Genomic DNA, 19,459 nt, shown 5'->3' with positions numbered 1-19,459 from the left:
GCAATCACCCATTTCGGTGAGTGTTGTAACAAATCCCTCAAAGGTGTTTTCCCGGGCGATACGGTCACCCTCATGTCTGTCGACACCGTGTCCCTGACCGGCTGGGGCCGCACCGCCCCGACCACCGCGCTGCGCTTTCGTCCCCGGAATTACGAGGAGGCGGTCGCCGTGGTGCGCGGCTGCGGGCCGCGCGGCTCGATCGCCCGGGGTCTGGGCCGGGCGCACGGCGACGCGGCGCAGAACGCCGGGGGCTCCGTCCTCGACATGACGGGGCTCGACCGGATCCGCACCATCGACGCCGGAGCCGGAGTCGTGGTGTGCGACGCGGGGGTGAGCCTGCATCGGCTGACGGAGGTGCTGCTGCCGCTCGGCTGGTTCCTGCCCGTGACCCCCGCCAGCCGGCACATCACCGTGGGCGGGGCGATCGGCTCCGACGTCCACGGTCACGACCACCGCACCTCGGGGTCCTTCTCCCGCCATGTCACGGAGTTCGACCTCCTCACCGCGGACGGCGGAATCCACACGGTCCGCCCCGGCACGCCGCTCTTCGACGCGACCGCGGGCGGCCTGGGCCTGACCGGGGTGATCCTCTCGGCCACGCTCCGGCTCCAGCCCGTAGCCACGTCCCTGATGGCCGTCGACACCGAACGGGCCCTCGATCTCGACGACTTGATGACACGGCTGGCCACCGGCAGCCGCCGCCACCGCTACGCCTCCGCCTGGATCGACCTGACCGCGCGCGGCCGGTCGACCGGGCGCGGTGTCCTGACCCGGGGGGAGCACGCACCCCTGCACATGCTCCCGGCGCACGCCCGGCGTACACCGCTGCACTTCCGCACCGGCCCGCTGTCTCCCGCGCACTCCCTCGTGCCGGACCTGACGCCCGGCGGCCTGCTCGGCCGGATGTCCGCCGCGGCGTTCAACGAGCTGCGCTACCGCCGCGCACCCCGGTCCCGCACCGGCGAACTCCAGCGGATCACCACGTTCTTCCACCCGCAGGACACCGCACCGCACGCCTACGGACTCCCCGGCCGGGGCGGCTTCGTGCGCTACGAGTTCGCCGTCGGGGACGGGCGGGCGGAGACATTGCGCCGGATCGTCCGGCAGCTCGCGCAGCGGCGCTGCCCCTCGTACCTCGCCGTGCTCAGACGCTTCGGCCCGGGCGGCCCCGGCTGGCTGTCGTTCCCGGAACCGGGCTGGAGCCTCGCCGTGGACCTGCCCGCGGCCCTGCCGGGGCTGGCCCGCTTCCTCGACCGCATGGACGAGGAGGTGGCGGCGGCGGGCGGCCGGGTCTGCCTGACGGCCGACTCCCGGCTGCGCCCGGACGCGCTGGCCGCGATGTACCCCCGGCTGGAGGCGTTCCGGCAGCTCCGGGCCGAGTGGGACCCCAACGGCGCGTTCCGGTCGGATCTGTCGCGCCGGCTCTCCCTCTGACGGCGCGGCGGCCACCACCCCGGCCGCCGCGCGCCCCACCACCCCCCGCCTTCCGCCACCCGCCCTTAAGGAGCGTTCTCGTGAAGGATGCCTTCGGTGCCCCGCAGTCCCTGCTCGTCCTCGGCGGCACCTCGGAGATCGGGCTCGCCACCGCACGCCGCCTGATCGCCCGCCGCACTCGCACGGTCTGGCTGGCCGGCCGGCCCTCCCCCGCCCTCGAGTCGGCAGCGGCCGAACTGCGCGGCCGGGGCGCCTACGTCCGTACCGTCGACTTCGACGCCCTGGACACCGGGTCCCACGAGACCGGCCTCGGCAAGATCTTCACCGAGGGCGACATCGACATGGTGCTTCTCGCCTTCGGCATCCCGGGCGACCAGGAGCGCGACGAGGAGGAGCCGCTCGCCGCCGTCCGGGTCGCGCAGACGAACTACACGGGGGCCGTCTCCGCCGGTCTGGTGTGCGCCGGCGCACTCCAGGCGCAGGGGCACGGCTCGCTGGTGGTGCTCTCCTCGGTGGCGGGGGAGCGCGCCCGGCGCGCGGACTTCATCTACGGATCGAGCAAGGCGGGCCTGGACGCGTTCGCGCAGGGGCTCGGGGACGCCCTCCACGGGACGGGGGTGCACGTCATGGTCGTACGCCCCGGTCTCGTCCGGCCGGCGACCGCGCCCGCCGGGTCCGGCGCGGCGGCGGCCGTGGCGCCGCTCGCGATGATCCCGTTCACCCGGACCCCGCTCGTCACCACGCCCGACGCGGTCGCCGAGGCGATCGTGACGGGGCTGCGGCGGCGTTCGGAGACGGTGTGGGTGCCGGGGGCGCTGCGGGCGGTCATGTCGGCGCTGCGGCACGTGCCACGGCCGCTGTTCCGGCGGCTGCCCGTCTGAGGCGGCGCGGAGCGGTGGCGGGGCGGCCCCGGCCCCCTCAGTTGCGGAGCGGGGCAGGGGGAAGCGACTCGGAGAGGGAACCCGGGGTCACGGGATGAAGCGACTCGGGGAGGGAGCGCGGCTCAGGGGATGGAGCGGCTCAGCCGTGGAGCGAGGTCGCGTCCACGGAGCTGCCGCTCTGGGCGGGCACGGCCGGGCTGCCGCCGCCCGCTCCGAACGGGAACTCGTTGATCTTGCGCCAGACGCCGTCGGCGCCCTGCTCGTACAGCGCGAAGGATCCGCAGGTCCACGACGCCTCGTAGTCGGCGAGCTCCGCGTAGGCCCGGTCCATCGCGGCCTCGGAGATGCCGTGCGCCACGGTCACGTGCGGGTGGTACGGGAACAGCAGCTCGCGCACCAGCGGCCCCGAGGCGTCCCGGATCCGCTTCTGGAGCCAGGAGCAGGCCGAGGCCCCTTCGACGACCTGGACGTAGACGACCGGGGAGAGCGGACGGAAGGTACCCGTGCCGGAGAGCCGCATCGGGAAGGGACGGCCGCCCGTCGCGATCGTGGTGAGGTGCGCCTCGATCGCGGGCAGGGCGGCCGCCTCCGCCTCGGTGGGCGGCAGGAGGGTGACGTGGGTGGGAATGCCGTGTGCGGCAGGGTCCCCGAAGCTCGCGCGCCGCTCCTGGAGCAGGCTGCCGTAGGGCTCCGGGACCGCGATCGAAACGCCGAGCGTTACGGTCCCCACGTCGTTCTCCTCAATCTTCGAGCATCTGTTTTCAGCCACCGACGGCCGCATGCTTCACGCCGCCAGTGTGCCGCCTGTGAAGGTCCCGGCGCCAGGGTCCTTGGACTCAGTGCTTGGCGGGCAGAAGGCCCATGCGGTCATAGGTCCGCGCCAGGGTCTCGGCGGCGACGGCCCGTGCCTTCTCCGCTCCCTTGGCCAGGATGGAGTCCAGCGTCTCGGTGTCGTCCAGATATTCCTGGGTGCGGGTGCGGAACGGTGTGACGAAGTCGACCATGACCTCGGCGAGGTCCGTCTTCAGCGCACCGTAGCCCTTGCCCTCGTACTTCTGCTCCAGGTCCGCGATGGCCGTGTCGGTGAGGGTCGAGTAGATGGACAGCAGATTGCTGATGCCCGGCTTCTCCACCTGGTCGAAGCGGATCACGGTGTCGGTGTCCGTGACGGCGCTCTTCACCTTCTTGGCGGTCGCCTTCGGCTCGTCCAGGAGGTTGATCAGGCCCTTGGCGGTCGCCGCCGACTTGCTCATCTTCGCGGACGGGTCCTGGAGGTCGTAGATCTTCGCCGTCTCCTTGAGGATGTACGGGTCCGGAATGGTGAACGTGTCCCCGTAGGTGCCGTTGAACCGCTCGGCGAGATTGCGGGTCAGCTCCAGGTGCTGGCGCTGGTCCTCGCCCACCGGGACCTGGTCGGCCTGGTAGAGCAGGATGTCGGCGACCATCAGCAGCGGATAGGTGAAGAGCCCCACGGTGGTGCGGTCGGTGCCCTGCTTGGCCGACTTGTCCTTGAACTGCGTCATCCGGGACGCCTCGCCGAACCCGGCCAGACAGTTCATGACCCAGCCCAGCTGGGCGTGCTCCGGGACGTGGCTCTGGACGAAGAGCGTGCAGCGCTCCGGGTCCACCCCGGCGGCGAGCACCTGGGCGACGGCGAGCCGGGTGTTGGCACGGAGCTGCGCGGGGTCCTGCGGGACGGTGATCGCGTGCAGGTCGACCACCATGTAGAAGGCGTCGTGGGACTCCTGCAGAGCCACCCACTGGCGGACCGCGCCGAGGTAGTTGCCGAGGTGGAACGAGCCTGCGGTGGGCTGGATTCCGGAAAGCACACGGGGACGTTCAGAGGCCATGGAACTCATTGTCTCAGGTACGGAACCGATCCCGGGCAGCCGGTGTGAGAAAGGCGTGAGGACGCCGGAGGGGGCCCACGGGCGGGTCCCGGCGGCGCGGAACGCGGGCGCGCCGCGAACTGAAGGTTTCCTCGTGGGAGATCCGACCGACGATACAAAGTGGGCACATCCACGCCGCACGACGAACGGAGATCCCGTGTCGACCACGGAAACCGCCATCGCCTCCACCGAGGCGCACAGCGCGCACAACTACCATCCGCTGCCGGTCGTCGTCGCCACGGCGGACGGCGCCTGGATGACCGATGTCGAGGGCCGGCGCTACCTCGACATGCTCGCCGGTTACTCGGCGCTCAATTTCGGCCACGGCAACCGCCGGCTGATCGACGCGGCCAAGGCCCAGCTGGAGCGCGTGACGCTCACCTCGCGGGCCTTCCACCACGACCGGTTCGCCGACTTCTGTGCGCGGCTCGCCGAGCTGTGCGGCATGGAGATGGTCCTGCCGATGAACACCGGGGCGGAGGCCGTGGAGACCGCGGTGAAGACCGCCCGCAAGTGGGGGTACCAGGTCAAGGGCGTCCCGGACGGGATGGCCAAGATCATCGTCGCCGCCGACAACTTCCACGGCCGGACGACGACGATCGTCAGCTTCTCCACGGATCACGAGGCGCGCGCGGACTTCGGCCCGTACACCCCGGGGTTCGAGATCGTGCCGTACGGGGACCTGACCGCGCTGCGGGAGGCGATGACCGAGAACACCGTGGCGGTGCTGCTGGAGCCGATCCAGGGCGAGGCCGGGGTGCTGGTGCCGCCGGCCGGCTACCTCCCCGGCGTCCGGGAACTGACCCGCGAGCGGAACGTGCTGTTCATCGCGGACGAGATCCAGTCGGGCCTGGGCCGGACCGGGAGGACGTTCGCCTGCGAGCACGAGGGCGTCGTGCCCGACATGTACGTCCTCGGCAAGGCGCTGGGCGGGGGTGTGGTGCCGGTGTCGGCGGTGGTGTCGTCCGCGGCGGTCCTGGGGATCTTCCGGCCGGGCGAGCACGGTTCGACGTTTGGCGGCAACCCGCTGGCGTGCGCGGTCGCGCTGGAGGTCATCGCGATGCTGCGCACCGGCGAGTACCAGCAGCGTGCCGCGGAGCTGGGCGAGCACCTCCATCAGGAGCTGGGCCTGCTGGTGGGCGGGGGCGCGGTGGAGGCGGTCCGGGGACGCGGCCTGTGGGCGGGTGTCGACATCGATCCGGGACGCGGCACGGGGCGGGAGATCTCCGAGAGGCTGATGGACCGCCGGGTGCTGGTGAAGGACACCCACGGCTCGACGATCCGGATCGCCCCGCCCCTGGTGATCAGCAAGGAGGACCTGGACTGGGGCCTGGAGCAGCTGCGCGGGGTGCTGCGGGGCTGATCCGGGACGCCCGGGCACTCGGTGAGGTTCGACGCTCGGGAGTTGGGGGCTGGGAGGGACGGTGCCAGGCGCTCTGAGGTCCGGCGCTCGGGGTTCGGCGCCCACGGGCTCGGAGGGGCGGCGCCAGGCGCTCGGGGGTTCGGTGCCCGGGAGTTCGGTGCTCCGGGTTCTGCGGTCAGGGGCCAGGGGTCAGGGGCCAGGGGTCAGGGGCCAGGGGTCAGGGGCCAGGGGTCAGGGGCCAGGGGGCGCCCGGCTGGAGGCCGGGCGCCCGCTCCGGCACCAGTAGAGTCCCGGTGTGCTCCTGGGGATGATCTGTGCGCTCGCTTCCGCGGTCTGCTTCGGCACGGCCTCCGTCCTTCAGGCCGTCGCCGCGCGGGCCGCCGCCGAGCCCGGGACCGGGGCGGGGGTGGACCCGGCGCTGCTGCTGCGGGCCCTTCGGCAGTGGCGCTACGTGGCCGGGCTGGCGCTCGACGGCCTCGGTTTCGTCTTCCAGATCATCGCCCTGCGCTCCCTGCCCATCTACGCGGTGGGCGCGGCCCTGGCCGCGAGCCTCGCCGTGACCGCGGTCGTCGCCGCCCGGCTGCTCGGGGTGCGGCTGAGTTCCACCGAGTGGACGGCCGTCGCCGTGGTCTGCGCGGGACTCGGCATGCTGGGGCTCGCCTCCGGCGAGGAGGGGCACGCGACCGGATCGGCCGCGCTGCGCTGGTCGATGCTCGGCATCGCCGTCGGTATCCTGCTGATCGGCACGGCGGCGGGCCGGCTGCCCGAGCGGGCGCGTGCCCTCGTCCTCGGTCTCGGCGCCGGCTGCGGTTTCGGTGTGGTGGAGGTGGCCGTCCGGCTGATCGACGACATGTCGCCCGCCGCGCTCGTCACCAACCCCGCCGCGTACGCGCTGCTGGTGGGCGGCGGCTCGGCGTTCCTGCTGCTCACCTCGGCGCTGCAACGTGGTTCGGTGACCACCGCGACCGCGGGCATGGTCCTGGGCGAGACGATCGGTCCCGCTCTGGTGGGCGTCGTCTGGCTCGGCGACCGTACCCGCGACGGCCTCGGCTGGGTCGCGGTCACCGGATTCGCGGTGGCCGTGGCGGGAGCGCTGGCGCTGGCCCGGTTCGGCGAGGCCCCGGCGGACACCCCGGAGCCCGCGGTCCCGGGCACGACCGCCTGAGCGCCTGAGCGCCTGAGCGCCTGACCGCCTGACCGCCTGACCGCCTGACCGCCTACGGCAGGATCCGGCACAGGGCGTCCAGCGCTCCCGCCCAGGCGCTGTCGGGCGGCGTTCCATAACCGATGACGAGGGCCTCGCGTCGCACCTCCGCGTCGGGGTGCCGGAAGAAGGAGAGGCCCTGCACCGCGAGGCCCTGCCAGGCCGCCGCCCGGACGACCTCGGCCTCGCTGCCCGGCGGGAGTTCGAGCACGGCGTGCAGCCCGGCGGCGATTCCGCTGACGCGGAGGGCCGGAGCCCGCTCCGCCAGTGCCGCGACGAGCTGGTCGCGGCGGCGGCGGTAGCGCAGCCGCATGGAGCGCACATGGCGGTCGTACGCCCCGGAGGCGATGAACTCCGCCAGGGTCAGCTGGTCCAGCGCACTCGACGACCAGTCGCTCCAGCCCTTGGCGGCGGTCACCTCGCCCATCAGCGACTCCGGCACCACCATCCACCCCAACCGCAGCCCCGGCGCCAGGGACTTGCTGGTCGTGCCCAGGTAGACGACCCGCTCGGGATCCAGGCCCTGGAGCGCGCCGACCGGCTGGCGGTCGTAGCGGAACTCTCCGTCGTAGTCGTCCTCCAGGATCAGCCCGCCGGTGCTGCGCGCCCAGTCGACCGCCGCGGCCCGCCGGTCGGGGTGGAGCGGCACCCCGGTCGGGAACTGGTGGGCGGGCGTCAGGAGCACCGCGCCCGCGCCCCGCGCCCCGTACAGCTCCCCGGTCCGCGAGCCGAGTCCGTCGAGCGGCAGGCAGGGGGTCCGCAGCCCGGCATCGTTGAGCAGGCTGTTGTGCGGCTCCAGTCCGTACGACTCGACGGCGACCTCGCGCACGCGGCGCTCCCGCAGCACCGTCCCCAGCATCCTCAGCCCGTGGACGAAGCCGGCGCAGACCATGATGCGTTCGGGATCCGCGTACACCCCCCGGGCCCGGGCCAGATAGCCGGCGAGCACGGTGCGCAGCTCGATGCGGCCGCGCGGATCGCCGTAGCCGAAGGCGTCGTGGGGTGCGCGGGTGAGGGCGCGGCGGGCCGCCTTCAGCCATTCGGCGCGCGGGAACGTCGCCACGTCGGGTGAACCGGGCATCAGGCTGTACGCGGGGCTGCTGCGCGGCGGCCGGGCCCGCGGCGTCCTGGTGGCGGACGGGCGTGGCGCGGACCGCTGCGCCACCCGGGTACCGGAGCCCTGCCGGGCGGTGAGCCAGCCCTCGGCGACCAGTTCCGCGTAGGCGTCGGCGACGGTGTTGCGGGCGATGCCGAGGTCGGCGGCGAGGGTCCGGGACGACGGCAGCCGGGTCCCGGGCGCCAGCCTGCCGGTCCGGGCCGCCTCCCGCAGCGCGTCCATGAGACCGGCCCGCAGCCCGGCCGATCCGGTCAGGTCGAGGTGCAGGTCTGCACCGAAAGTGGCCCAGGGATCTGTCATGGAAATGGACCATACCGGTGCGCCACTGACCCCGTAACGTCGTATCCATGACGACGAACGAGAACAGCCGGACGACCTCCGAGTACACCGCCGAGCACACCCCGCGCATGCAGTGGACGCAGCACGCGCCCGACGTCTACAAGGCGATGGCCCGCCTGGACGGCGCGGCGTCCAAGGGGATCGACCCCGTCCTGGGCGAGCTCGTGAAGATCCGGGCCTCGCAGCTCAACCACTGCGCGTTCTGCCTCGACATGCACACCAAGGACGCCCTCGCGGCGGGCGAGTCCGTGCAGCGGATCGTGAACCTCAGCGCCTGGGAGGAGTCGCAGCACTTCTACACGCCGAAGGAGATCGCGGCGATCGAGCTGACCGAGGCGGTCACCGTCCTGACCGACGGCTTCGTCCCCGACGAGGTGTACGCGAAGGCCGCCAAGCACTTCGACGAGACCGAGCTGGCCCACCTGATCGCCGCGATCATCGCGATCAACGCCTGGAACCGGTTCGCCGTGACCACGCGGATGGTCCCGGGCCACTACACGCCCGGCGACCACTGATCCGGCCCCGCCCACCCCGCGCCGCCCACCTCAGGAGCCTTCCGCGATGACCGCCCACCACCTCCGCGCGCTGCACCGCGGCCTCACTCCCGGGGATCCGCTGGTCCTTCCCGGTCCGTGGGACGCCGCGAGCGCCCGCGTCCTCGCCGACGCGGGGTTCCCCGCCCTCGCCACCCCGAGCGCGGGGGTCGCGGCCTCGCTCGGGTACGAGGACGGGGCCACGCCCGCCGCCGAGATGATCGCGGCGGTGGCGCGGATCGCCCGCGCCGTCCCGGTACCCGTGTCCGCCGACATCGAGGCCGGGTACGGGCTGGAGCCCCGGGAGCTAGTGGAGCGGCTGCTCACCGCCGGGGCGGTCGGCTGCAATCTGGAGGACACGGTGGACGGCGTCCTCGTGGACGCCCGGTGGCAGGCGGACCGGCTGGCCGAGGTACGGGCGGCGGCCGGGGACGAGCTGTTCGTCAACGCCCGGGTGGACACGTATGTCACCGGCGTTCCGGAGGGCGTGGACCAGGAGGCCGAGACGGTGCGGCGTGCGCTGCTGTACGTGGCCGCCGGCGCCGACGGCGTCTACCCGATCATGGCACCGCCCGAGGTGCTCCCCCGCCTGTCCGCCGCCGTTCCCGCGCCGTTGAACGCCCTGGCCCGGCCGGACGGTCCGGGCCCGCGCCGCCTGGGTGAACTGGGCGCCGCCCGCGTCACGTTCGGCCCCGGCCTCCAGCGCCGGGCCATGGCGGCGCTGGGCGGATTCGCCGACGGGCTCCGTACGGCCTGAGGACTTCCCCGTACCGACGGACGCCACCGCCCCCGGCAGCGACTCGCTGCTGCCGGGGGCGGTGGCGTCCGCGTGTCCCAGGGGACGTACGGATCAGATCAGGCCGAGCTCGCGGACCGCGTCGCGCTCCTCGGTGAGCTCCTTCACCGACGCGTCGATGCGCGCACGGGAGAACTCGTTGATGTCCAGGCCCTGGACGATCTTGTACGTGCCGTTCTCCGTGGTGACGGGGAAGGACGAGATGATGCCCTCGGGGACGCCGTAGGAGCCGTCCGACGGGATACCCATCGAGGTCCAGTCGCCCGCGGCGGTGCCGTTGACCCAGGTGTGCACGTGGTCGATGGCGGCGTTGGCGGCCGAGGCGGCCGAGGACGCGCCACGGGCCTCGATGATCGCGGCGCCGCGCTTGGCGACGGTCGGGATGAAGGTGTCGGCCAGCCACGCCTCGTCGTTGACGAGCTCGGCGGCGTTCTTCCCGGCGACCTCCGCGTGGAAGATGTCCGGGTACTGGGTGGCCGAGTGGTTGCCCCAGATCGTCAGCTTCTTGATGTCGGAGACGGCGGCGCCGGTCTTGGCGGCCAGCTGCGAGATCGCGCGGTTGTGGTCCAGACGGGTCATCGCGGTGAAGCGCTCCGCCGGTACGTCCGGGGCGGCGGCCTGCGCGATGAGCGCGTTGGTGTTGGCCGGGTTGCCGACGACGAGGACCTTGATGTCGTCCGCGGCGTTGTCGTTGATCGCCTTGCCCTGCGGCTTGAAGATGCCGCCGTTGGCGGAGAGCAGGTCGCCGCGCTCCATGCCCTTGGTGCGCGGGCGGGCGCCGACGAGCAGGGCGACGTTGGCGCCGGCGAAGCCGACGTTGGCGTCATCGGTGATCTCGATGTTGCGCAGCAGCGGGAAGGCGCAGTCGTCGAGCTCCATCGCGGTGCCCTCGGCGGCCTTCAGCCCCTGCGGGATCTCCAGGAGACGCAGGTTGACCGGCACGTCCGGGCCGAGCAGGTGGCCGGAGGCGATGCGGAAGAGCAGCGCGTAGCCGATCTGGCCGGCTGCGCCGGTCACGGTGACATTCACGGGAGTGCGGGTCATGGCGATCTCCGTTAGACAGCTGGCGGTGGGGGCTCCTGGCCCCTGGTGCTGGACATCCCTGAATCTTGATGTGAAGAGATATCCAGCGGTCAGGCTATCCGACCCGGAAGCCCGGGGCCGCCCGCCCCCCTGTGGCACCGCACACAACCGGTCACCGCCCGCTCACCCGGCCGAGGCGGGCGGGCGCCACGCCGCCCGGCCGCCTACTCCGGGGGAGCGAGCCCGCGTCACCTTCTCTCGGCCACTCCTCCGACCGAGCCAACCCGCGTCCCGTTCTCCGGGCGCTCCTACGGCCGAGACGAGCCCGCGTCACGTTCTCTCGGCCGCTCCCCCGGTCGAGCGAACCCGCCTCACCTGCTCCGGCCACTCCTCCGGCCGAGGCGGGCCGGATCACCCTCCCCGTCCGCTCAGCCGGACGCGCTGAGGCCGCGTCACGCTCCCTGGCCGGCCGCTTCGGCCGTGCACCCCTGCGCACCGGAGGCGAGCGTGGCGCACGCCTGGACGTCGGCGATCCGCTTCCCGGCGACCTCGGGGTGTACGCGCTACCGCCGCGCCGCACACGGTCGGCCCCCTGGCCGGAACCGGTGGTGGTCCGTTCCGGACCACCCGGGGAGATGCGTGAACGCGGACCGCCAGTTCCCGGGGAGCGGGCGCACAGGGGCACGCAGGCGTCCGGGCGCACTCCGCGCGCCCCTGCCGTGGGGACGGCCGGGCCGGTCCGCCACCGTTGCCCGGCGATCACACAGTGGCGGAATGGTCACTTCCGTGCCACAGGCCACAGCGATTCCTTGAACCCTCGAACCCCGTGGACAAGGCTGGATTCAGGACGGGGCAAGGCCGCTCAACTCGCCTCATACCGGAGCATTTTGCGCCGGTGGGCCCCGTCCCGGGTGTCCGTCCCTTCTCGGGGGAGGGGACGGACACCGTCCGGGCCGACGGCCTCAGCGGATCGTGAAGTGGACCGCGTCCTCCAGGAACGGGATGTCCAGCCACGGTTCGGGCTGCGCCATGAGCGACAGCATCACGATGAGGACGCCCAGCAGTCCGTACGTCACCAGGTCGGTGAAGCGGGAACGCACCGCGAGCATGCCCACCGAGGGGACCAGGAGGCGCAGGACCGCGCCGCCGACGAGCGCCACGCCGATCAGGATCGTGCCGATCCGGAAGGCCTGGTCGAAGGGGTCGGCGGCCACGATCAGGAGCCCGGCCCCGGCCGTGCAGAGCACGGCGAGCAGCGGCCACTGGCGGGCGGGCGCGGGTGCGTCCCCGCCGGCCGCCCGGCCGCCGCCCTCGGGACGCGCGGTGTCCCGGGTGAACGACGGGAAGCGCCGCGACCGGCGCGCCGCGGGGCCGGGCTCCGGATGGCTGCCGGTGCGTTCGCCCGCACCGCTCGCGGGGACGTCGGCGGCGTCCGCCGCGGAGGCGTCGCCCGGGTCCGCCGCGGAGGCGGCTGCCGTGGAGCCCTCGGCCGCGGCGTCCGCCGTGGCCCCGGCCTGCTCGTCGGCCGGCCCGGTCGCCGAGGCGGCCCGGTCGGCCGGGCTCGTACCAGCACCCATGGGGTTCCTTCCGGGCCGGATCAGCCGGCGGAGACGGCGTCGGCGTCGCGCTCGGCCGCCTCGACCACGTTGACGAGCAGCTGGGCGCGGGTCATCGGACCGACACCGCCCGGGTTGGGCGAGATCCAGGCGGCGACCTCGGCGACGCCCGGGTGGACATCGCCGACGATCTTGCCGTTCTCGTCGCGGCTGACGCCGACGTCGAGCACGGCCGCGCCCGGCTTCACGTCCTCGGGCTTGATGATGTGCGGCACGCCCGCGGCGGCGACGATGATGTCGGCCCGGCGCAGATGCGAGGAGAGGTCACGGGTGCCGGTGTGGCACTGGGTCACCGTGGCGTTCTCCGACTTGCGGGTCAGCAGCAGCGGGATCGAACGGCCGATGGTGACGCCGCGCCCGACGACCACCACGTGCGCGCCGTTGATCTCGACGCCGTGGTGGCGCAGCAGCTGCACGACGCCCTGCGGGGTGCAGGGCAGCGGGCCCTGCTCGTTGAGCACGAGCCGGCCCAGGCTCATCGGGTGCAGGCCGTCGGCGTCCTTGGCCGGATCCATGAGTTCCAGGACGCGGTTGGTGTCGATGCCCTTGGGCAGGGGCAGCTGCACGATGTAACCGGTGCACGCCGGGTCGGCGTTGAGCTCGCGGACGACGTCCTCGATCTCCTCCTGCGTGGCGGTGTCGGGGAGTTCGCGCTGGATGGAGCCGATGCCGACCTGCGCGCAGTCCTTGTGCTTGCCGTTCACGTACCACCTGCTGCCCGGGTCGTCCCCGACCAGCAGGGTTCCCAGGCCGGGCGTGACGCCCCGGGCCTTGAGAGCCGCCACGCGGACGGTGAGATCGGACTTGATCGCGGCTGCGGTGGCCTTGCCATCGAGAATCTGGGCAGTCATGTTCCCCATACTCGCGGATGACCCCGCCCGCGTACCAATTGCAGGTGCCGACCGTGGACACAAGGTTGCACTTGGACAACTTCTCGTGCAGCGACTGGACAAACTTACGTCCTGCTTATAACGATGAAGGCCGCAGTGCCGCAGAAGTACCCGGGGGGCGGACCGCTGATGTTTTCTTTCCTCCGCGCGGCCGCATTCGTCCCCGTACGTCCCGTTGGAGGAACGCCCCAGATGAGCTTCGGCGACCCGAACCCGAACAACCCCTACGGGCAGCAGCCCGGTCAGCCGCCCCAGGGCCAGCCCGGCTACGGCTACCCGCAGCAGGCCCCCCAGGGCGTCCCGCCGCAGGGCCAGCCGGGTTACGGCTACCCGCAGCAGCAGCCCGGCATCCCCCCGCAGGGCCAGCCGGGTTACGGCTACCCGCCCCAGCCGGGCGGCACCCTGCAGGCCAACAACGGCTTCATCAACGTCGCGGGCCTCGGTACCGTCGAACTCGCCACGATGGGACGCCGCCTGGGCGCGCGCGCCCTGGACGGCGTCGCGTACGGCATCCTCTACGCGATCTTCTCGGCGATCGGCGTCGCGAGCATCGTGGGCGCCTCGAAGTCCATCGACGACTGCAGCGGCCTGGAGTACGGCACCCCCGCCTACAGCCAGTGCGTGAACGACGCGGCGGACGCCAGCGTCGGCATCGTCGCGGGCTTCTTCGGCTTCATCGCCGTGTTCGCGCTGATCGCGCTGCTCTACGAGTGGCTGATGGTCTCCATCTGGGGCGCCACGCTCGGCAAGATGGTCCTCAACGTCAAGGTCGTCAAGGAGAGCACCGGCCAGGCTCCCGGTCTGGGTGCGGGCTTCATCCGCTGGATCATCCCGATGGTCGGCTCGCTCTTCTGCGGTCTGGGGACGCTGTTGGTCTACCTCTCCCCCTTCTTCGACAACTCGGGCAAGCTCCAGGGCTGGCACGACCGCGCCGGCAGCACGATCGTCATCAAGACGAAGTAGGCGCGGCGAGGGAGCAACCACCCTCACGGCACGGCGAAGGCCGCCGGTTCCCCGTTCTTTCCGGGGAACCGGCGGCCTTCGGTCTTACGAGCCCGGGCGACCGGGCGTGGCCCGTGTCAGTGGAAGAAGTGGCGCGTACCGGTGAAGTACATCGTCACGCCCGCCTTCTTCGCGGCCTCGACGACCAGCTCGTCGCGGACCGAACCGCCCGGCTGGGCCACGGCCTTGATGCCGGCCGCCGTCAGGATCTCCAGCCCGTCGGGGAAGGGGAAGAAGGCGTCGGAGGCCGCGTACGCGCCCCGCGCCCGCTCCTCGCCGGCGCGCTCGACGGCGAGCTTCGCGGAGTCGACGCGGTTGACCTGACCCATGCCGACGCCGACCGAGGCGCCGTCCTTGGCGAGGAGGATCGCGTTCGACTTGACCGCGCGGCACGCCTTCCACGCGAAGGCCAGCTCCCGGAGCTCGTCGGCGGAGAGCGCGTCACCGGTGGCGAGGGTCCAGTTGGCCGGGTCGTCGCCCTCGGCCTGGAGGCGGTCGGTGACCTGGAGCAGCGCGCCGCCGTCGATCGGCTTGACCTCGACCTCGGCGGACGGGGCCTCCGGGCAGCGCAGCACGCGGATGTTCTTCTTGCGGGCGAGCACCTCGACGGCGCCGTCCTCGTACGCCGGAGCGACGATGACCTCGGTGAAGATCTCCGCGACCTGCTCGGCCATCTCGACGGTCACCGGACGGTTGACGGCGATCACGCCGCCGAACGCGGAGAGCGGGTCACAGGCGTGCGCGTTGCGGTGCGCCGTCGCCACGTCGTCGGCGATCGCGATGCCGCAGGGGTTGGCGTGCTTGATGATCGCGACGCACGGCTCGGCGTGGTCGTACGCGGCCCGGCGCGCGGCGTCGGTGTCCGTGTAGTTGTTGTACGACATCTCCTTGCCGTGCAGCTGCTCGGCCTCGGCCAGACCGCCCTCGCCCGAGGTGTAGAGCGCGGCGGGCTGGTGCGGGTTCTCGCCGTAGCGCAGGACGTTCTTGCGCGCGAAGGTCTCACCGAGGAACTCGGGGAAGCCCGAGTCGTCGGCGGCGGCGTAGTCGTCCGCGAACCAGCCGGCGACGGCCACGTCGTACGCGGCGGTGTGCTGGAACGCCTCGGCGGCGAGCCGCTTGCGGGCGGTCAGGTCGAAGCCGCCCGCCTTGACGGCCGCGAGGACGTCGGCGTACCGCTCGGGGCTGGTGACGACGGCGACCGACGGGTGGTTCTTGGCGGCGGCGCGGACCATCGACGGGCCGCCGATGTCGATCTGCTCCACGCACTCGTCGTCCGACGCGCCGGAGGCGACGGTCGCCTTGAACGGGTAGAGGTTGACGACCACCAGGTCGAACGGCTCCACGCCGAGCTCGGCGAGCTGCTCGCGGTGGGCGTCCAGGCGCAGGTCGGCCAGGATGCCGGCGTGGACGCGCGGGTGCAGCGTCTTGACGCGGCCGTCGAGGCACTCGGGGAACCCGGTGAGCTCCTCGACCTTGGTGACCGGCACTCCGGCGGCCGCGATCTTCCCGGCGGTGGAGCCGGTGGAGACCAGCTCGACACCCGCCTCGTGCAGACCGCGCGCGAGGTCTTCGAGCCCCGTCTTGTCGTAGACGCTGACCAGGGCGCGGCGGATGGGCTTATTCACCGACATGACCGAGATGAACCTTTCGTCCCTCAATGCGATAGCCGTCACGGGCGAGCCGCCCCACGGCCTCGACGAGCAGCTTGCGCTCGACTTCCTTGATGCGTTCGTGGAGGGCCGCTTCACCCTCCGGGGTGTCCTCTTCGGTCACCTCGACCACGCCCTGCGCGATGATCGGACCGGTGTCGACGCCGTCGTCGACGAAGTGGACGGTGCACCCGGTGACCTTCACGCCGTACGCGAGCGCGTCGCGCACACCGTGGGCACCGGGAAAGCTGGGGAGCAGGGCGGGGTGGGTGTTGACGAACCGGCCGCCGAACCCGGCGAGGAACTCCTTGCCCACGATCTTCATGAAGCCCGCGGACACGACGAGGTCCGGGCGGTGCGCGGCGGTGGCCGCGGCGAGCGCCGCGTCCCACTCGGCGCGCGTCCCGTAGTCCTTGACCCGGCACACGAAGGTCGGGAGCCCGGCCCGCTCCGCCCGCTCCAGGCCGGCGATGCCGTCGCGGTCGGCACCGACGGCGACGACCCGGGCGCCGTACCCCTCGGGGTCGTCGGCGATCGCGTCGAGCAGGGCTTGGAGGTTCGTACCGGAACCGGAGACCAGGACGACCAGGCGGGCCGGTCCGGCGGAGGAGAGCGGGGAGGCCACGGCTGGCCCTTTCTCGCGTGTGAAGCAGTTCGAAGCGGCCGCACCGCCCGCCGCATTGCGGGACCGGCGGCACGATGGCCATGCTGTTTGTGCGGTCGTACGAAAGAATCACGCCCCCCGATACGGGGAACTCTACGAACGAGCCGACCGTCAGCAACGATACCGGCACCTCGGGAGGCCTTCGTCTGACGGGGGTGAGGGGCCGCCGGCCGCGGGCCCGGGAGAGGCGGGCGGTCCGGGTGACAGCTGTCGGCCACCGCGCCTGTACGCCCAGCTTCCGGCCCCTCCTCGCCGGAGGGTAGCGTCAGGGTCAGCGAGCCGCCCGCAGGGCGGAAATGACGAGATGGGGAAGACGTTCACCACATGCCGGACCGACGCCGCCGCACCGCCTTCCGCCGTCCGCTGCCCGAGCGGTCCTCACCTCTGATGCGGGAGCAGTCCCCCACGCCGGGCTCCTCCTCTTCCTCCGCTCCGTCCTCGTCGGGGTCGTCCGGCTCCTCCGGCCCCGGGGACGACAACCCGTTCGCCCCGCCGCCCGAGGACCGGCCCGACCAGCCGTGGCAGCCGCGCCACCAGGCCGGCGGCGGTACGAACGGAAACGGCGAGGGCGACGACGGCCCCGGGGACGCGCCCGAGGGCGGATCCTCCGACAACCGGCCCGTCTGGGGCAGCCAGTGGAGCAGCCACCAGCCGGGGCGCCAGAGCGGCACCTTCGGCGGCCGCCCCACCGGGCCCGGCGGACCGAACGGCCAGGGCGGCGGCCGTGGCGGCCCGGAGGGTCCCCGCGGCACCCTGCGCTGGGACCCGAAGGACCCGGTCCAGCGCCGCGCCCGCTACTCGCTGCTCTCCGGCATGTGGGCCTTCTTCTTCGCGCTCTTCGACTTCCCGGAGATCGCGCTGCTGCTCGGCGCACTCGCCACCTACTGGTCGATCAGCGCGCTCCGCGCCAAGCCGGAGGAACCGTCGGCACAGGAAGGGGCGGCCGACCGGGGGGTTTCCCACGTGGGCCAGGGCCCCACCACTACTCCCGGCTCGGCGTCCGCCGCCGGGTCCAGCCCTCCGGCGGACCCGCAGGGAACCAACTACGTCCAGCGCGGAAGCCGCCAGCAGACGACGGCCGCGGTCAGTGGCCTGGTGACGGGGCTGATCGCCCTGTCGATCGTCGCGACGACGTTCACGGTGCAGCTCGTCTACCGCGACTACTACACCTGCGTGAACGACGCCCTCACCAAGTCGGGGCAGCTGTCCTGCAACAACCTGCTCCCGAAGCCGCTCGAGCCCTTCTTCGGCGTCAAGAAGTAGCGTCCTGCGGACCGGCCGGCCCTGCGGGACCGGCCGGTTCCGAGTCCATGGCGGCTGCGGGGTTCGTGGTGGCTGCGGCGTCCGTGGTGGCTGCGGGGTTCGTGGTGGCTGTGGGGTTCGCGGCCGGAGGTGCCGGGTCCGTGGCCGGAGGTGCCGGGTCCGTGGCCGGTGCGGGGGCTTCTTCGGGAGCGGCGGGGGGCACTCCCGGCGCCTCCGCGTTCCAGGGACCGATCGGCAGGAAGTCGTACGCCTCGAACTCGTCGTCCGCGTCGGCCCCGGAAGGGCCTGCGGTGGGGGGTACGGGGACGGGGGCCTCGTCCGCCCCGGGTGCCTGCTTCTCCGGCCGGGTGCCACCCCTCGGCCACCACCTGCGGCCGGTCGTGCCGCTCCCGCCCTCCACGGCCTCGCCGGGCTTGCGCGTCTCGCTCGTACCACTCGTTCCGCCCGGTCCGGCGTCCGCCGCCTCGGCCGGCTGGGGGCCGCGCAGCCGCCAGGCCCGCAGCAGCAGCGCCGCCGGGACCGCCAGCACCAGCGTCCAGGCCAGGGCGGCCGCGCCCACGAGCCACCACACCGGGCCGAACCGTGCCAGAGCGTGCGTCCCGAGCGGGCCGCCGGCCGCCGCCGCGAGCAGGGCCGCGCCGATTCCGCAGCCCGTGGCCGCCAGCGCGGTCGTGAGCGCCGTCTCCCCCGGACCCCACACCGCCTCGCGCTCGCCGTGGGCGGGCGCCGCCCTTCGTACGGTGAACCACGCCACGGTCACTGCGGCGGCGACCGGCACGGCGGCGGCCGCCCAGTTCAGGGGCGTCCCGGGCCCCTGCGCCGGAAGGGCGGCCAGCAGTGGGAAGTCCGGCATCGACGGATGTCCGGTGAAGGCGATCGGGCCGGCAGTGGACGCCGTGCCGAGCGCGAAACCGGGGCCGAGTCCGTACGCGGCGCCCCACACGGCCGCGTTCGGCACCAGGCCGAGCGCCACCAGGAGCACCGCCCCCCGCCCGGCCCAGTCGTCGGAGAGCCGCAGGAAGGATTCCTGGACCGGTTGCGCGTGGAGCACCAGCGCCACCGCGACCACCAGCGCGCCCCCGCCCAGCAGGACCGCCACCCCGGCCGCCGCGGACCGGCCCACCGCCTCCGCGCGCCGCGCGAACCGGGAGCGCGCCATCGCCTCGTGCACCCGCACCGGGGCCCACGCGGGCGGCGGTCCGAGCGGGTGCCCCGTGGCCGTCCACACACCGGCCGCGGCCGCACCCGCGACGACGAGGGCCGCCGGGAACAACAGGGACAGCGGCCGCGCCGACAGCGAGGCGCCCCGGGCGTACAGCGCCACAGCCGCCCCGACCAGCAGGTATCCCCCGGTCACCAGCGCGAACGCACCCCCGGGCGAGGGAGCGCCGCGCCCCTCGTCGGGCTCCAGCACATCCCTGGCCGCCCGGTGCACCAGCCAGACCGGCAGGACGGTGAGCAGCAGCGGAGCGACCCCGACGGGGGCCGGGGCTCCGGTCAGCGTGTCGGTCCTGATCAGGTCCGCGCCGTGCGCGAGGAGCCAGAGGCCCGCCGCGGCGTGGAAGGCGTCGCGGGGGCCGCTGTCGGGGTCCGGCGAGCTGATCCACAGGAGCACGACGAGCACGACGACGGAGCCGAGGCCGAGCCCCGCCGCGACGGCCCCGCGCAGCAGGGCCCGGGCCTGCACGGCGGACCGCCCGTGCTCTGCCGACAACGACGGGCCGCGTTCGGTCAATTGGGTCACGCCGCAATGCTCCCAACGACACGCGCTTATTCCGTGTAACGGGCGAACGGCC

General features: G+C 73.1%; 17 protein-coding genes. 8 read left to right on the top strand and 9 right to left on the bottom strand.

What is annotated here, in order from left to right; all coding sequences use genetic code 11:
- Positions 1-72 precede the first annotated feature (72 nt).
- Positions 73-1,434: an FAD-binding oxidoreductase gene (locus tag E6R60_RS18260; protein ID WP_136327640.1), complete on the top strand. Its 1,362-nt coding sequence runs from the start codon at positions 73-75 to the stop codon at positions 1,432-1,434.
- 80 nt (positions 1,435-1,514) lie between these two features.
- Complete coding sequence (locus E6R60_RS18255) at positions 1,515-2,315, top strand: decaprenylphospho-beta-D-erythro-pentofuranosid-2-ulose 2-reductase (RefSeq protein ID WP_136327639.1); 801 nt, start codon at positions 1,515-1,517, stop codon at positions 2,313-2,315.
- A gap of 139 nt (positions 2,316-2,454) precedes the next feature.
- On the opposite strand, the gene E6R60_RS18250 is transcribed toward E6R60_RS18255, so the two are convergent.
- Together E6R60_RS18250 and trpS are read right to left on the bottom strand one after the other, a co-directional pair.
- Positions 2,455-3,045: a 2'-5' RNA ligase family protein gene (locus E6R60_RS18250; protein ID WP_136327638.1), complete on the bottom strand. Its 591-nt coding sequence runs from the start codon at positions 3,043-3,045 to the stop codon at positions 2,455-2,457.
- 106 nt (positions 3,046-3,151) lie between these two features.
- Entirely contained in the window at positions 3,152-4,165 is a 1,014-nt protein-coding gene (gene trpS, locus E6R60_RS18245) for a tryptophan--tRNA ligase (RefSeq protein WP_136327637.1), read from the bottom strand.
- Between the two features lie 196 nt (positions 4,166-4,361).
- On the opposite strand from trpS, the gene rocD reads away from it, so the two are divergent.
- Together rocD and E6R60_RS18235 are read left to right on the top strand one after the other, a co-directional pair.
- Positions 4,362-5,567: an ornithine--oxo-acid transaminase gene (gene rocD / locus E6R60_RS18240; RefSeq protein WP_136327636.1), complete on the top strand. Its 1,206-nt coding sequence runs from the start codon at positions 4,362-4,364 to the stop codon at positions 5,565-5,567.
- Between the two features lie 307 nt (positions 5,568-5,874).
- Positions 5,875-6,732 (top strand): hypothetical protein, encoded by an 858-nt coding sequence (locus tag E6R60_RS18235; protein WP_136327754.1) that lies wholly within the window; start codon positions 5,875-5,877, stop codon positions 6,730-6,732.
- Between the two features lie 52 nt (positions 6,733-6,784).
- Here the strand turns inward: E6R60_RS18235 and E6R60_RS18230 are convergent, their stop codons facing one another.
- A complete protein-coding gene (locus E6R60_RS18230) occupies positions 6,785-8,188 on the bottom strand; it encodes a PLP-dependent aminotransferase family protein (protein ID WP_136327635.1) in 1,404 nt (467 codons plus the stop codon).
- Positions 8,189-8,235: 47 nt separating this feature from the next.
- Here E6R60_RS18230 and E6R60_RS18225 point away from each other — a divergent pair, with 47 nt between their 5' ends.
- Positions 8,236-8,742, top strand: coding sequence for a carboxymuconolactone decarboxylase family protein (locus E6R60_RS18225; RefSeq protein WP_136327634.1), 507 nt, complete (start codon positions 8,236-8,238; stop codon positions 8,740-8,742).
- A gap of 46 nt (positions 8,743-8,788) precedes the next feature.
- Complete coding sequence (locus E6R60_RS18220; RefSeq protein ID WP_136327633.1) at positions 8,789-9,517, top strand: isocitrate lyase/phosphoenolpyruvate mutase family protein; 729 nt, start codon at positions 8,789-8,791, stop codon at positions 9,515-9,517.
- Positions 9,518-9,610: 93 nt separating this feature from the next.
- Here E6R60_RS18220 and E6R60_RS18215 read toward each other — a convergent pair whose 3' ends face one another.
- From E6R60_RS18215 to E6R60_RS18205, 3 genes are all read right to left on the bottom strand, one after another.
- Positions 9,611-10,600, bottom strand: coding sequence for a malate dehydrogenase (locus tag E6R60_RS18215; RefSeq protein WP_136327632.1), 990 nt, complete (start codon positions 10,598-10,600; stop codon positions 9,611-9,613).
- A gap of 941 nt (positions 10,601-11,541) precedes the next feature.
- A complete protein-coding gene (locus E6R60_RS18210) occupies positions 11,542-12,156 on the bottom strand; it encodes a DUF3017 domain-containing protein (RefSeq protein ID WP_136327631.1) in 615 nt (204 codons plus the stop codon).
- 20 nt (positions 12,157-12,176) lie between these two features.
- The gene (locus tag E6R60_RS18205; RefSeq protein ID WP_136327630.1) at positions 12,177-13,046 is read right to left on the bottom strand and encodes a bifunctional methylenetetrahydrofolate dehydrogenase/methenyltetrahydrofolate cyclohydrolase; all 870 of its coding nucleotides are present in this window, start codon (positions 13,044-13,046) and stop codon (positions 12,177-12,179) included.
- A 231-nt stretch (positions 13,047-13,277) separates the two neighbouring features.
- Between E6R60_RS18205 and E6R60_RS18200 the strand changes: the two genes are divergently transcribed.
- Positions 13,278-14,048, top strand: a complete 771-nt coding sequence (locus E6R60_RS18200) for an RDD family protein (protein ID WP_136327629.1) — start codon at positions 13,278-13,280, stop codon at positions 14,046-14,048.
- 116 nt (positions 14,049-14,164) lie between these two features.
- Here E6R60_RS18200 and purH read toward each other — a convergent pair whose 3' ends face one another.
- Together purH and purN are read right to left on the bottom strand one after the other, a co-directional pair.
- A complete protein-coding gene (gene purH, locus E6R60_RS18195; RefSeq protein ID WP_136327628.1) occupies positions 14,165-15,718 on the bottom strand; it encodes a bifunctional phosphoribosylaminoimidazolecarboxamide formyltransferase/IMP cyclohydrolase in 1,554 nt (517 codons plus the stop codon).
- Entirely contained in the window at positions 15,705-16,361 is a 657-nt protein-coding gene (gene purN, locus E6R60_RS18190; RefSeq protein ID WP_136327627.1) for a phosphoribosylglycinamide formyltransferase, read from the bottom strand. The genes purH and purN overlap by 14 nt, the downstream gene beginning before the upstream one ends.
- Positions 16,362-16,724: 363 nt before the next feature.
- Between purN and E6R60_RS18185 the strand changes: the two genes are divergently transcribed.
- A complete protein-coding gene (locus E6R60_RS18185; protein WP_136327626.1) occupies positions 16,725-17,663 on the top strand; it encodes a hypothetical protein in 939 nt (312 codons plus the stop codon).
- On the opposite strand, the gene E6R60_RS18180 is transcribed toward E6R60_RS18185, so the two are convergent.
- Positions 17,653-19,398, bottom strand: a complete 1,746-nt coding sequence (locus E6R60_RS18180) for a DUF6350 family protein (RefSeq protein WP_136327753.1) — start codon at positions 19,396-19,398, stop codon at positions 17,653-17,655. The two genes, E6R60_RS18185 and E6R60_RS18180, sit on opposite strands and share 11 nt — an antisense overlap.
- Positions 19,399-19,459: the final 61 nt, after the last annotated feature.

This window comes from Streptomyces sp. A0642, from assembly GCF_004795105.1.
Taxonomy (GTDB): domain Bacteria; phylum Actinomycetota; class Actinomycetes; order Streptomycetales; family Streptomycetaceae; genus Streptomyces.
Note: the sequence above shows the minus strand (reverse complement) of the source record. Positions and strands in the feature narration are given on the sequence as shown.

Coding starts and splice junctions, on each gene's coding strand:
- E6R60_RS18260 (WP_136327640.1), top strand. CDS start 73: ATGTCTGTCGACACCGTGTCCCTGACCGGCTGGGGCCGCACCGCCCCG.
- trpS (WP_136327637.1), bottom strand. CDS start 4,165: ATGGCCTCTGAACGTCCCCGTGTGCTTTCCGGAATCCAGCCCACCGCA.
- E6R60_RS18235 (WP_136327754.1), top strand. CDS start 5,875: ATGATCTGTGCGCTCGCTTCCGCGGTCTGCTTCGGCACGGCCTCCGTC.
- E6R60_RS18230 (WP_136327635.1), bottom strand. CDS start 8,188: ATGACAGATCCCTGGGCCACTTTCGGTGCAGACCTGCACCTCGACCTG.
- E6R60_RS18225 (WP_136327634.1), top strand. CDS start 8,236: ATGACGACGAACGAGAACAGCCGGACGACCTCCGAGTACACCGCCGAG.
- E6R60_RS18220 (WP_136327633.1), top strand. CDS start 8,789: ATGACCGCCCACCACCTCCGCGCGCTGCACCGCGGCCTCACTCCCGGG.
- E6R60_RS18215 (WP_136327632.1), bottom strand. CDS start 10,600: ATGACCCGCACTCCCGTGAATGTCACCGTGACCGGCGCAGCCGGCCAG.
- E6R60_RS18210 (WP_136327631.1), bottom strand. CDS start 12,156: ATGGGTGCTGGTACGAGCCCGGCCGACCGGGCCGCCTCGGCGACCGGG.
- E6R60_RS18205 (WP_136327630.1), bottom strand. CDS start 13,046: ATGACTGCCCAGATTCTCGATGGCAAGGCCACCGCAGCCGCGATCAAG.
- E6R60_RS18200 (WP_136327629.1), top strand. CDS start 13,278: ATGAGCTTCGGCGACCCGAACCCGAACAACCCCTACGGGCAGCAGCCC.
- purH (WP_136327628.1), bottom strand. CDS start 15,718: ATGTCGGTGAATAAGCCCATCCGCCGCGCCCTGGTCAGCGTCTACGAC.
- E6R60_RS18185 (WP_136327626.1), top strand. CDS start 16,725: ATGCCGGACCGACGCCGCCGCACCGCCTTCCGCCGTCCGCTGCCCGAG.